This window comes from Levilactobacillus sp. FUA 3915, from assembly GCF_044053135.1.
Classification (GTDB): Bacteria; Bacillota; Bacilli; order Lactobacillales; family Lactobacillaceae; genus Levilactobacillus; species Levilactobacillus lanxiensis.
Window position 1 is genome coordinate 2,012,397 of the sequence record NZ_CP168704.1, and the last position, 12,894, is coordinate 2,025,290.

The following is a 12,894-nucleotide window of genomic DNA, read 5'->3' on the forward strand; positions in this document are numbered from 1 at the left end:
AAACGCTAGTGATCTCAGTCACTTGTCAGATGTAATCAATGTCAAAAATCTTTTCTAAAATTTGGAGGAAGTTAGCATGAAAAAGACTCAGTTGATCAAAGCCGTTTCTGCTTTGTCTGTTGCCTTGTTTGTGGGTGGTGCTGCCACAACGGTTAGTGCTTCAGCGAAGGCCGTTAAGACTACAGGCGCCCGGGTAACCAAGATTACGAAGAACACCCACTATAAGAAGAGTACTTTCAAGAAGGCGCATCCCAAGCAAGGTGTCACGCTTTATTCCAGTCGTTATCTGACTAAGCACGTAACTTCTAAAAATACTAAGACCTTTTATTCGACTGAAAGTGTTCGTGTCAAGAAGTCTACTGGCAAGACGGCCACTTACCGTTATGTCAAGAACGCCAAAGGCTCAGTTAAAGGTTGGATTTGGACGGGCAACTTAAAGGGCAAGCAGGGGAAAGTGACCAAGGTATCTAACAAGATGGTCATTGCGCCAACGACTAACGTAAAAATTGCCAAGAAGACACATGTTACACCACTGAAGAAAACTTCTTCAGATCCTTCTGTAGCTTCAGATAAGGTAGATGTAAAGATTATCTCTGATGCTGTATCTAATTCCAACTTCATGGGGCTTAAAAATGTTGCGACTTACCGTGACAAGATTAATCAGTGGGGGACTATCTTGAAGAATCACCCTAATGCTTGGGACGCTTGGGGTAAGAAAAAATTTAAAGGTTTTTCCCATGAATCAATTCACCGTTTGGTAGACCAAGATTACACTGAATCATATGCTTGGTATACGTATGACATTAAAGTAACGTTGGCTGGTGGGCATACTAAGGGGCTAGTAACACAAAAGGGAATTAATAATAGTATTAAGCAAGCCAACGAATATATCAACGCTGCGAAGTACTAACAGATAGTAGCAAATTAAGAATACCGACCTTTAGGGGCCGGTATTTTTGTTGTCGTTACCTTTTTGTCGACAATTGTACCTAAACTGTCAGTTAGGACACAATCTAACTTATTGCCATCAATCCAGATAATCTTTGTTCAATCACAAGTCAATTCTTGTGTAAGCAATACTCGGTTACATAACTAATATTGGAAAGGTGTCGAGTGGTATGGCAAGTATGAGTAAGAAGAAATTAACTGGGTTGATGCTGACTGGTGTGGCTGTTATAGCGATTGGGGGTACTGAAACGGTTCTTCCGCAAGTCAGTGTTGCCACAGCGCAAGCAGCAAAGCTGAAAACGCAGACGGTTGGTGAAGCAAAAGCGGATTTGCAGAATGCAGTGAATTATTTCAAGGATATTGCGGCAAAGAATCCCAAAGATAGCGGATTGCAACAAGTATACAAGGGAGCACAGACATCCTTGAAGGACGATAAGGCAACAGTAGATGACTTGCAGTCATATAGCCTTGCCTTGAACCAGTACAGAGAAGGATACAACAGCGATGGTTCTACCAAAAAAGATAGTAACGATAAAGAAACGGCTGAAGCTGGAGATAACAAGGGTGGTACCGGTATTGAAGATGACTCAAGTAGTACCAATCCAGTAGCTGATACGCAAGATGCCCATGAATATGAAGAATCCACGGCTCAAGACGAAAACAGTGGTAGCCATTCTACTGATAGTAACACTGCTTCCAACAGTAACTCAGACCCTTCCACTGTAAATTCGTCTTCTACGAAGCCAAGCCGTCATAGCACGAGCGAGTTCAGCAAAGAATCCGTGAATGCTCCGGGTAATGCTGGTTCAACCACAGGTTCCAGTAGCGTATCTAATACAACTCCGGCGGCAAAGCATAATTCCAAGAAGGATAATCTTCCCGGCACCGGTGAAGACAGCAACCAAACAGTCTTACTTGCTACCATGGGACTCCTTGGAATCCTGGGCCTCGGGGGTACGGCATTAGCACTGTGGTTGCGTCAACGTAAGCATGTAAATAATGAATAGGGGTGAACCTTAACATGAAATTATCTAAGAAATTTAAGTATGCAACATTAACTTTAGTTGCCTTAACTACCATGGGAGTAACACTAAGTAAGGGAACGACTGCTAAAGCTATTAATGGGCAGCAGGATGACTTTCCCACGGTCACTTTTTCACCGAAGATTAATACGGGGGGAACAACAAAGATTTCAAAAGTATCTGGTGGTTCACCTGTGACAAGTGGTCTAGGAGGTGACCCGCACTTTTATAGTCGAAGCAGTCCTACCGTATTTAAGTACACCTATATCGGGGAAGATCAGAATACTGGTAAAGCTGTAGACATGAAAGTAAAACTGTACGACCTGTCTTCCCGAATTACCATGGTTGGTTACAAGAAAGACCATGGTATTTCAGTTAACATGAATGGTGGGGGTAGAGCCGGACGTACCATGAAAGTCCAGTTGTCCTTCTATTACCATGGCACAAATACTCAAGTTAAGTGGAATGACGATTCCATTGGGGTAGCCTTTTCAGACTTGGAGCCTAAGAAGTTAGGCGCTGATGGCGTTATTCAGCAGTCTTTTGGCCAGTACGTTAAGAAAATTTCAGCCATTGATAGTTGGAATCCGTACAGTAATCTTACTGGTAAACAGACTTTCTTAAATAACCAGGATGCCAATCAAGGATATTTTCACATGGATAAACCTAGTGGCGATCCTTGGAATTTTCCAACTTTGGCAGCATTGAACAAGAAGTCTGGAAAGTGGGGGTATAATCCAGCAAGCAAGGTAGTAGAGCAGGAGCGTAAAACAGTTCGCCAATATATCCATAGCTTTTGGACTTATCCCGATGCTATGAACCGAGACCTTCGTGCAGATTTACATTATACGGGGGCAATTGCGGTTTACAAGGCAGCTTCTGGTGCCAAGACCATCTCTTTCTTAGTTGGTGGGCATTCTCAAGGAAACGACGAATTCATTCTTTCTGATGCCAATATTAAGGTCAACAGCAAGCCAAAATCCACCATCTCCAAGTCCATTACCTACAACGGCAAGACCTCTACGGCCAACACGTTGAAAGACAAGGACGATGCCATGGTTTACAACGTTAACGCCACGGTCTCAGCGAAGAAGGGGGCTTACATCACAGATACCCTCCCCAAGCGTTTTACGGTAACCAAGATTTCCGCTGTCACGAACTTCTCGCATAATTCAGTGGCTGACGTTAATTCGACGCACAAGTTTAAGGCTACCTTGAACAATAACAAGCTAGACGGCAAGAACAAGAAGATTACTTTCCACATTACCGGTAACATGGGGACTTGGATGGACAAACACCCAAGTATGTTGGCCAGCTTAAAATGGCCCGTAGTCAATACCGCTTACGGGGCCCCAAGAGCACGGGTAAGCTCAAGTTCTCCGGATCACGACACTACTAATTAGGCGGATGGTTTTGTAGTGTCGTGATCCGGGGGACCTGACGTTGAAGGGTGAACAGGGGATGTCACTGTCAGATTTGGTAGCGGTGAGAAGTTTGATGTTAATCAAGTTAAGTAGAAGCGCGTTGGCTAACCGTGGTGGCCATGGAGACTGGCTCATCACAATCCTAGACAGAAAGGGGACTTGAACAGCAATCGCTGCCCAAGTCCCCTTTCAATTGGAACAATTAATGATACTAAATGAGCCACCTCCTCAAGTGAATGGGGAGGTGGTGAGTGTGTGACTAACTCAAAACGATTTACTCAGATGGATTGGTAGGATCAAATTTGCCATCTTTCAGACGCTCTTGGTAACGGGCGCGTTGGAATTTAGCGTAGCCGTCGATGGCAGCGCGATAGTAATAGGGCAGGTCGTCAACCTTTATGGTCGTTAAGTCGTCCTTGATAAATTTCGGCTCAGTCATGTCATCTGTTCGTCCCAGGGCATAATCGGCCGGGATTTTAAAGAAATCGACAATTTTCAGGAACTCTTCGGTCGAGATTTTACGAGTGCCCTTCTCGATACGACTCATACTTGATTTATCCAAGTTGAGCTCGGTAGCTAGTTGTCCTTGGGTGATACCTTTGGCCTCTCGTAGATCCGTGATTCTTTCTGGCAATGTTTTACTCATAGCGATTCCTCCATTCTCTATTTTCACAATGAATCATACATAATTATCTATTTAAAATACGGTATTATGCTAAAATAGAGAATCAGTGTGTTGATTTTGCTATTTTAGAGAAGTAAAATTAAGCTTGTGAACTACGATTGCTGGAATCTGAGAGATGTGGCAATTGTCAGTGGCGTTATTTTTTTGAGAAAAGTTGGATGTAGGACCTGTATTGGTGAAGACATTACATAAAGATAGGTTTCTGTTTTTGAAGCGAACGCTGAGTATATCAATTGCCGCGGGTCCTTCTCCGTGGCTCTAGTTTAAAAGCGCCGGAACGGCGCTTTTAAACTAGAGTTAAGCGAAACGACTAATTAAATTAGTCGTGACTAACCATGGAACTGACGACAGTATACGTCAGAGAGCTTAAAACGCAACTGTACTCAGTTGTTCACCGAGACTAATCGATGTCGAAATGATTTTCTAGAATTTGGAGGAATTTATTATGCAAAAGACTCAGTTGATCAAAGCCATTTCTGCTTTGTCTGTCGCCTTATTTGTGGGCGGTGCTGTCACAACGGTCGATGCGTCAGCTAAGGCCGTTAAGACCACAGGCGCTCGGGTAACCAAGATTACGAAGAACACCCACTACAAGAAGAGTACTTTCAAGAAGGCTCATCCCAAGCAAGGTGTCACGCTTTATTCCAGTCGTTATCTGACTAAGCATGTAACTTCTAAGAATACTAAGACCTTTTATTCGACTGAAAGTGTTCGTGTCAAGAAGTCTACTGGTAAGACGGCCACTTACCGTTACGTCAAGAACGCCAAAGGTTCCGTTAAAGGTTGGATTTGGACAGGTAATTTGAAGGGCAAGCAGGGGAAAGTGACCAAGGTATCTAACAAGACGGTCATTGCGCCAACGACTAACACAAAAATTGCAAGTAAGACTACTTATACAAAGATTAAAGGTAGTAATACTCAGGATAGTTTTAATTTGACCTCAGACGCAGTTTCTAATACCAATTATCGGGGAATGAAGAATGTAGGCAAGCTTCGTGATGCTTTAAATAAGTTAGCAACTATTTTAGCAAAACATCCCCATGCTTGGGATAAGAATATCGGTTACGAGTATGCTTTCGATTCTTATTCAAAAGCCGGTCAATTGTATGGACAGATGAAGTCCGGTGAAGCGAGCGGATCTGGTTATAATAGTATCATTAAGGAACAGATTAAATATGTTAATGGAACCATTAATGAAGCTGAATACTAATAAAAGTTAAGGCCATCTAAAAATGCCGATTCTCTTTTGAGGATTGGCATTTTTATTGTATTTCTAATTATAGACTAAACGACCCCATATACTATCTTGAGACCCTTTATACATTATTCCTGTTGATCTCCTCGATGTTCTGTAGACCAAGAAGTAATTTCTGTATGCAAGAATAATAACGAGTACATAACTCATATAGAAAGAAGTTGAAAGGTATGGCAGATACATGTAAGCGGAAATTTACCACGTTAGCCGTAGTTGGCTTAGCGTCTTTTTCACTTGGGGGTACGCTGATGGCTACTAACGCGGTGCATATACCCACGATTGCTTATGCGGCCAGTGAGACGGCTAAGCAGACTTTAGCGGGGTATATAGCGAAGGGTAAAATTATCTTGGCCAATAAGGACGTTACAGGCATTGCACGAGAGGTTATTGTAAGTGACCAGTCTATGGCTACTGACGCTTATAACTCGGGTGACCAGGAATCTTATAAACAAGCTAACGAAGTTCTTAAAGATGATTATGGTATCTACGATTCAAAAGGCAATTTAGTGGGCAAAAAGGATGAAAGTACTAATGAATCTAACGTAGATGACATGGGAGACAATGTTGCCACTGCCGAAGAACCAGGTACCGGTTCTTCTAATTCAAACAGTTCCGATCCAATCAAAGATACCCAAGATGCCCACGAATACGAAGAATCCACGGCCCAAGACGAAAATAGTAGTAACCATTCTACTGATAACAACATTGATTCCAACAGTAACTCAGGTTCTTCCACTGCAAATTCGTCTTCTGCTAAACCAAATAGTCACAGTACCAGTGAGTTTAGCAAAGAATCCGTGAACGCTCCAGGTAATACCGGATCAAGTACAGGTTCCAGCAATGTATCTAGTACAAAACCTGTAACAAAGTCCCATTCCAAGAAGGGTAACCTACCTGGTACAGGTGAAGACAGCAAGCAAACAGTCTTACTCGCTACCATTGGACTCCTTGGAATCCTGGGCCTCGGGGGTACGGCATTAGCGTTATGGTTGCGTCAACGTAAACATGTAAATAACGAATAGGGGTGAACCTTAACATGAAATTATCTAAGAGTTTTAAATATTCTTTGCTATCATTTATGGCGTTAACAACATTAGGGGTAACTCTAAATACTTCTCCTACCACTGCTCATGCAGCTACGTGGCAAGCAGCTGGTGATACTACATGGTCTCCGCATTGGAACGATGGAGTTAAGTCTTCTTACAGCGTATCTGGTCAAGGTGCTTCTTTAGGTTCAGCTTCTTGGGGTAAAGATGGCATGCACGCCTGGGTACCTAAAAATGGGATGACAATTAAATACGAAAAGCTAGGTGTATACCCTGGAACTAAGAAACAAATTGACATGTGGGTAAAAGTAAAAAGTCATAGTGGTTCTTCTGGCATGGGGTATAAATCTGAGCATGGGGTGTCTTTTAACATGTTTAGCGGTGGTAGTGAAACTGCTAATGTTGAAATTTCATTCCATTACCATTCTGGCGGGGTAGTTAAGTGGGACAATGATGTTATTGGTTTAGCTTATACTGATTTGGAACCAGCTAAACTGGGTAACACAGATTCTAAGCCAATTTTGGCAACTTCGTTTGACCAATCTATCAAATCTAATACGCATCCATCTTCTTGGCACCCTTGGACAGATACCCATCCGCGGTATTCTTGGATTGATACTAAGAAAGCTGAGAATGATTTATTTCAAGTTCAAAACGGGTTAACCTTTCCTAGTAATCTTCAGCCCTCTACCAGTAAAATTGGGGGTAAAGGCTGGGATCCATTGGCAAAAAGACCCAATGGTGGCTATGGTATGGTAGTACCAGAAAAGAAGGGTACTGATTATCCTAACCACCTTCATACTATTTGGGCTGATGTAGGTAGTCGAGACCTTAACCCAGATATTCATTACTCTGGGGCAATTGTCGAATACAAGGCCGATGGCGCAAAAACGATTGACCTAACTATCAAGGGGCATGGCTCTGGAAATAACGAGTATGTTTTCACAGGTGCGAAGTCTTTTCCGAAGCCCAAGTCTACCATCTCCAAGTCCATTACCTACAACGGCAAGACCTCTACGGCCAATACGTTGAAAGACAAGAACGACACCATGGTTTACAACGTTAACGCCACTGTCTCCGCAAAGAAGGGGGCTTACATCACAGATACCCTTCCTAAGCGGTTCACGGTAACCAAGATTTCCGCCGTCACGAACTTTTCACATAATTCAGTGGCTGACGTTAATTCGACGCACAAGTTCAAGGGCTTTGCTGATCTGCCAGTTGGGGCAACCTAACGCAAAAACAGACTGTCAAGGGTTCTGACAATCTGCTAGTGGACCGGCGCTTAGTGGCGCCGGGCGTTGTACTCTTCCGTAATGACCTTGTTATGGAAATCACCGGATTCGATGACGACCTCAGTGGCACTGGTCAGCTTGCCTAGGGGCGATTTCTTAGCCTCGTCGTAGGCCATGTACTGACTGGTCGGGGCCTTGATTCCCCGGGATGAGCTGTAAAAATTCATGCCAGACGGGTAGTACTGAAGCCGGCCCCGCTTGACCAGTTGTTTGTCGTGACCATTCACCGTCTTAGTCACGATGGGGAGGTTACCGGTAAAGTCGGTGACACGACTGAGGTCTTTCAGCGGGATGTCTGTCAGGTAGCTGGTGAGGTAACGGCCGATGTCGTCCACGTCCTGGAGCGCCTTGGTCTTAACGTAACCGTGACCCCAGAGTTCGGTCAGGTCAGTGGGGTCGAGGTAGGGGATGCCCTTGAACAGGCAATGGTAATGCCAGACAGCCCGGCCAGACTTCAAGCGTCCCTGGGGTTCTGCAATCTTGATGTAATCGAAGGTCGCGAACCGCCGGCGGAGACGCTTGATAAAGCGGTCGAAGTCCCGACTGATCTGCTTGGGGTCGGTCACGTCCGCAGCGTACGTCAGGGTCACGAAGAGCTCGTCTTGCTCGCCGGAGAAATTGTTGTTGATGAGGCGACGCAGGCGTTTGAGACTGGCCTTGAGTGACGCCAGATTCTGGGCACGGTTGTCGTTACGCACGTACGCCTTGAGTTCACCGGTACTGAGCACCACGTACTTGGTCTTGTTCAGCCGGCGAATGGTCGCACAGGTATTGCGGTGCTGGCTGTACTGAATCTCGGTGATCTGCTGCATGCGGGTGACCTTGACCCGAGCGTGCGCGGCGATGGTTTCGACGGGATGAATGGCACGAATGGTCTTGGACTCAGTCAAGGTAGCCACCTCCCCAAGTTAGGGCACCGGTGGGAAGTTTGATGTTAATCAAGTCTAATGGAACGGCGGTTAGGTACTGCTTTGTTAAGTTTGTCATGGATAGAACCTCCAAGTTAGAATTAACGGTGATTGGTCGTCAACTCTATAGAAATTCAAGGGGCCTATCCGGTACGAAAGGGTGTGGCTAAGTGGGAAGAGAGTCGTAACTCGCTTATCTAGGGGCAAAAAATAGCCCCCACGTGTTTTGACGTGAAGGCTGGAAAATTTAGGGAGATGGAAGAGACATATAGGTTGGCAGTGTGTGTTGAAGGATTCAATTTCTACTATAGAGTAGGCGGGGAGTTGCTAATAAAAAATGGCCCATGCTTCATCCCAAATAGACGAGAGCATGAGCCAGGAGTAAATCAAGATGATTCACTCCGAATGGCTGAGATTATTTGGAAAAGTCTTTTAAATATGGTTGAACGCGTTTACCATAACACCGGTTGGTGCTCTGCGAATTTTTCACCCAGATTAAATTGGTTTTAGTGGTGTCATTTGTAATTATACCAACGTTGATATCTTTAAGTTCCACTTTTCCTGGCTCCGCAACTTTGCCATTTTTAAGAATGAAGGTTGGGCGAATGTAATTCCCGTGGCTTACGGTACGCACAAATTCATCAAACACAGGCAGTCGAGAATAGAGGATTGCAACATCAGGATCCAAGTAATCAAAAAGACATTTGAAATTATCGTGATTAGAAATTAGTGACTGCTGCGTTGGGTCTATTGCACTCCACTTTTTTGTGGTAGCTATTGCACTTTCGAAATCAATATGAATAGCTCTGTTAAGGGGGGAGCCGTTTTTATCGTATTTTTTAAAGTAGCTGGCATTGAAGTACGGTAATTCCTTTTCCAAATTTTTGAACCAGTTTAGGTAAGGATTGGGATCTTCTTTTCGTTTTTGTTCAGGATCTTCAAAGTAGGTATTCCAGCTATCCTCTAATTTTAAATCCGATGGGAACCTACTGGGATCGACAGGAAGCTTTGTCTCTTCATCAACAAACTCAACATCAGAAGGGTTTACCGCTATTGTAAGAATTTTTCTTTTACTGGATTGGTATGCCGATTCATTTCCAAACCAGGCAATGGGAACCTTAGCGACACTAGTTGTATCAGGGAATGCCTTTTTCTTTTGTTCGAAATCATTTTGAAAGGCGCTAATTACTTGTTCCTTGGTTGGTTTTGTCTCTATGGTATTAACGGGGTTAGTCTGAGTCAAAGTATGTTCCTCCATTCGAAGATAAATTTTAATCAGATGATATATTCAGTTTAGCTTGGTAATGACAGTTATTCAATGGCGTATAAGAATTAACAACGAATTCGCTGTTTGATTCTTTCCCGGGATTTAATCTTGTCCGATGTTAGGGGGTGGTTGAAGGGGGAAGAGACATATAGGTTGACAGTGAGCTTTGCGTGTATGCTATTCTTGTGAGAAGCACAGGATAGATACTATTTTAGTGGGACGAAAAAATGGCCCATGTTTCATCCCCAATGGATGAGAGCATGAGCCGGGAGTAAATCAAGATGATTCACCCCGAATGGCTGAAATCATCTCGTAAGTATTATGCCTATTTAATGAAGGAAAAGCAAGTAACACGGGGCAACTTAATGACAAAAAAACACGTTACCGCCGGCCAATTGCCAACGCGTAACGTGTCGAATTTATTTCGTTCAGTTGAATTCATGAGGAGATTACTGAACGTTAGGTTTTAGAAATTAATCAGCATCAGTTGCGCTAGAAGAAGCGTTGTTGCTGTTATCAGCAGTCGTTACCCGAGCGTAACCAACAGCGTGCCACCATGGGGCATGAACGGCTTCGCGAACGACACCGCGGTTTTGGGCATCGATCATCTTACCTTTACCAATGTACATCCCAACGTGGGAGATAGAGTAAGCACTACCACCAAAGAAGACCAAATCACCCTTCTTGATGTTCTTGTAGCTGACGTGCTTGTAAGCATTGTATTGGGCTTGTGCAGTCCGTGGCAATGTTACGCTAGCACCCTTCTTGTAAATGTAACCCGTGAAGCCAGAGCAATCAAAGGCAGTTGGGCCAGTAGCACCGTAAACGTAACTAGCGCCCAAGTGAGCCTTGGCAACCTTGTAGATAGACGTGAAGTCGCTCTTAGTAGCGGCTGAAGCAGACGTCGTAGAACCGGCGTTAAAAGCAAAGAATCCAACGAAAACCAATGCGCTTGCTGCAATTGCTTTAATAAATTTCTTCATCCTAATAAACACCCCTCATGAATTTTACAAGTACAAGGATACCAATGTAATATGACAAACATGTAACAAGCCAGTTGCAGGGCTGTTAAATGTCTTAAACAAAACATTACTTTTAACCAGAAAGTTGTAATTGGGGTGCGGAATTTGCTATTATCTAACATAATTGGTAACTTAGTTTACATAAGCGTCAAGGGGAGGAGAAGGACACATGGCACAATTTACGAACGAAGCCCGGCATTTCTTTGATGTTCGTCGGTTAGTTTTCCGAATCGGGGAGTTGGCTTCAATGACGGACGTTTCTGCCCGGCAGCTCCGGTATTGGGAGAAGAAGGAACTGATCAGCTCACAGGAACGCACGGATGGCCAGCAGGCCCGGGTCTACACGTTTAAGACCTTCATTCAGGTGTCACTGATCAAGTATTTCATGGACGAGGGGTTCACGTTAGCGGCGGCGGCCCAGAAAGCTGCTGCCCGCCAAAACCGAATGGCGTACATTCACCATTTCATTTCAAGCGGACTACAGGGATTTGCCAAGGTCGATGACCAACTGGCCATTAATCTCGGGGCCTTTGATGCCGAGCAAACGTTGATGGCTCTAGTGCCGGATGGCGATGGGCCCATCACTTACAAGCTCTTACCAAACGCAGAGGCCCAGCAGATGACGCGGGCCGAAGCGGAATAGCGTGGTGTCACAATTTTGTAACAGTAAGCAGGTCCAGGGCGGATTGCCTTGGGCCTTTTTGACGCGACAGAGGAATAACCGATTTTTTCCTGCAGAACATGATATGATGATGTCACACAAGGTTCTGAATCGGTTAACTGGGAGGCTGGGGTAGTTTGGTAAACCAGAAAATCAGAGATAGAAATATTTCTCGCGAGTTTTCGCAACAAGGACGACAGGTATTTATTTTTGGTGGAAGTCTTAATGACAGAATTAATCTAGTAGCCAACAACTTGACAACCTTAGAGCAGCGTTATGGGACTACGAGTATGCAGATTGATGGGACACCGCTAATGACAGACAAAGAATTTATAGCGAATGTTACTAAGCTGGAGGCTGTCCCACCGTTTTCTGAACAGGGCGTTGATGCGTTTAACCTACTAGCAAGAAATTTGCTTGAAAGTAATATGATCCTAGTCATTCGCGAGTTAGCCATTGCACAGTCGACGTCTCTTAGAATCAGACTGGCAGAGATGGCTAAATCAATGTCGGATGACGCAATCAATTATGAAAATTCATACGCTAAGGTTATCTTTACGGGACCAACTGATGTTGTGCAGCAAATGTGGCAGGATGTGCCGTCTCTTAAAAGCCGAATGGCAACAATATCTGTTTAGAGAAAGACGATTACTTGAGAGCCGAGTAATTGTCTTTTTAATTTGTTGCAAAATACAGTGTTTAGGCATAGTAATTAATCCTTACGCTGGAATTGAGTAGTTGTTAATTTTAAGTTGTCATAAACCACCGTTGAATGTATCTGCCAGATATACTATACTTAGTCAGCGGAAAGGAAGCGACTTGTTTGTACGAATTATTTGTGCTCGGCCAACTCATGGATCAAGAGATGGCGGGGTATCAGCTACGCCAGGCGCTCAAGTCGGTAGTGGGGCAGGAACAGACCGTCAGCTATGGCGTCCTGTACCCCTTACTCGAGCGGCTCAGCCAGGCGGGGGACATCACCCTGACCACGGTTGAAACCAGTCAGCGGCCCAAGAAAGTGGCGACTCTCACATCGCAAGGCCGCAGCCATTTTCAAACACTGATCCTGGCACCAGTGACTGTCAACAAGCAGTCCCAGCTGGTCTTTCAAATCAAGTGCAATTTTTTACATTTATTAAGCGTGCCCGACCAGCGGACCGTGTTACAGGATTTTCAAAGCTTTACGCAGTTTCAATTAGACAACCTGCGAGACATAAACGACTACCTGACGACGCAACCGCGAATGGTCCCGACCGACGTGGCCGATGCGCTTCAGGTCAATCAGCTACAAAAAGGACGCGCTCAGGCCCAGGCCGACTGGATTACCGCCCGACTCGCGCGTTTAGATAAGGGAGAATGAA

The 12,894-nt window shown here is 44.5% G+C and carries 13 protein-coding genes; 9 read left to right on the forward strand and 4 right to left on the reverse strand.

The window, feature by feature from the left end:
- Nucleotides 1-76 precede the first annotated feature (76 nt).
- The 3 genes from ACEPST_RS09360 to ACEPST_RS09370 all read left to right on the forward strand — a co-directional run bounded on the left by ACEPST_RS09360 (nucleotide 77) and on the right by ACEPST_RS09370 (nucleotide 3,373).
- Nucleotides 77-910, forward strand: a complete 834-nt coding sequence (locus ACEPST_RS09360; protein ID WP_204122179.1) for a hypothetical protein — start codon at nucleotides 77-79, stop codon at nucleotides 908-910.
- 217 nt (nucleotides 911-1,127) lie between these two features.
- On the forward strand, nucleotides 1,128-1,955 hold the full coding sequence (locus ACEPST_RS09365; RefSeq protein ID WP_395409178.1) for a hypothetical protein: 828 nt from the start codon (nucleotides 1,128-1,130) through the stop codon (nucleotides 1,953-1,955).
- 317 nt (nucleotides 1,956-2,272) lie between these two features.
- On the forward strand, nucleotides 2,273-3,373 hold the full coding sequence (locus ACEPST_RS09370) for an isopeptide-forming domain-containing fimbrial protein (RefSeq protein WP_395390670.1): 1,101 nt from the start codon (nucleotides 2,273-2,275) through the stop codon (nucleotides 3,371-3,373).
- Between the two features lie 295 nt (nucleotides 3,374-3,668).
- Here the strand turns inward: ACEPST_RS09370 and ACEPST_RS09375 are convergent, their stop codons facing one another.
- On the reverse strand, nucleotides 3,669-4,040 hold the full coding sequence (locus tag ACEPST_RS09375; RefSeq protein ID WP_203642970.1) for a helix-turn-helix domain-containing protein: 372 nt from the start codon (nucleotides 4,038-4,040) through the stop codon (nucleotides 3,669-3,671).
- Nucleotides 4,041-4,524: 484 nt separating this feature from the next.
- On the opposite strand from ACEPST_RS09375, the gene ACEPST_RS09380 reads away from it, so the two are divergent.
- The 3 genes from ACEPST_RS09380 (at nucleotide 4,525) to ACEPST_RS09390 (ending at nucleotide 7,615) form a co-directional block, all read left to right on the forward strand.
- Entirely contained in the window at nucleotides 4,525-5,289 is a 765-nt protein-coding gene (locus ACEPST_RS09380; RefSeq protein WP_395390671.1) for a hypothetical protein, read from the forward strand.
- Nucleotides 5,290-5,504: 215 nt separating this feature from the next.
- Complete coding sequence (locus tag ACEPST_RS09385) at nucleotides 5,505-6,356, forward strand: hypothetical protein (RefSeq protein WP_204122127.1); 852 nt, start codon at nucleotides 5,505-5,507, stop codon at nucleotides 6,354-6,356.
- Nucleotides 6,357-6,370: 14 nt separating this feature from the next.
- On the forward strand, nucleotides 6,371-7,615 hold the full coding sequence (locus ACEPST_RS09390; protein WP_204122128.1) for a hypothetical protein: 1,245 nt from the start codon (nucleotides 6,371-6,373) through the stop codon (nucleotides 7,613-7,615).
- 50 nt (nucleotides 7,616-7,665) lie between these two features.
- Here the strand turns inward: ACEPST_RS09390 and ACEPST_RS09395 are convergent, their stop codons facing one another.
- The 3 genes from ACEPST_RS09395 to ACEPST_RS09405 all read right to left on the reverse strand — a co-directional run bounded on the left by ACEPST_RS09395 (nucleotide 7,666) and on the right by ACEPST_RS09405 (nucleotide 10,833).
- On the reverse strand, nucleotides 7,666-8,565 hold the full coding sequence (locus ACEPST_RS09395) for a rolling circle replication-associated protein (protein ID WP_204122129.1): 900 nt from the start codon (nucleotides 8,563-8,565) through the stop codon (nucleotides 7,666-7,668).
- 433 nt (nucleotides 8,566-8,998) lie between these two features.
- The gene (locus ACEPST_RS09400; RefSeq protein ID WP_204122130.1) at nucleotides 8,999-9,826 is read right to left on the reverse strand and encodes a hypothetical protein; all 828 of its coding nucleotides are present in this window, start codon (nucleotides 9,824-9,826) and stop codon (nucleotides 8,999-9,001) included.
- Nucleotides 9,827-10,323: 497 nt separating this feature from the next.
- Nucleotides 10,324-10,833 (reverse strand): C40 family peptidase, encoded by a 510-nt coding sequence (locus tag ACEPST_RS09405; protein WP_204122131.1) that lies wholly within the window; start codon nucleotides 10,831-10,833, stop codon nucleotides 10,324-10,326.
- Nucleotides 10,834-11,041: 208 nt separating this feature from the next.
- On the opposite strand from ACEPST_RS09405, the gene ACEPST_RS09410 reads away from it, so the two are divergent.
- The 3 genes from ACEPST_RS09410 to ACEPST_RS09420 all read left to right on the forward strand — a co-directional run bounded on the left by ACEPST_RS09410 (nucleotide 11,042) and on the right by ACEPST_RS09420 (nucleotide 12,893).
- Nucleotides 11,042-11,515: a MerR family transcriptional regulator gene (locus ACEPST_RS09410; RefSeq protein ID WP_204122132.1), complete on the forward strand. Its 474-nt coding sequence runs from the start codon at nucleotides 11,042-11,044 to the stop codon at nucleotides 11,513-11,515.
- A 155-nt stretch (nucleotides 11,516-11,670) separates the two neighbouring features.
- Complete coding sequence (locus ACEPST_RS09415) at nucleotides 11,671-12,171, forward strand: hypothetical protein (RefSeq protein ID WP_204122133.1); 501 nt, start codon at nucleotides 11,671-11,673, stop codon at nucleotides 12,169-12,171.
- 185 nt (nucleotides 12,172-12,356) lie between these two features.
- Nucleotides 12,357-12,893: a PadR family transcriptional regulator gene (locus ACEPST_RS09420; protein ID WP_204122134.1), complete on the forward strand. Its 537-nt coding sequence runs from the start codon at nucleotides 12,357-12,359 to the stop codon at nucleotides 12,891-12,893.
- The last annotated feature ends 1 nt before the right edge of the window (nucleotide 12,894 follow it).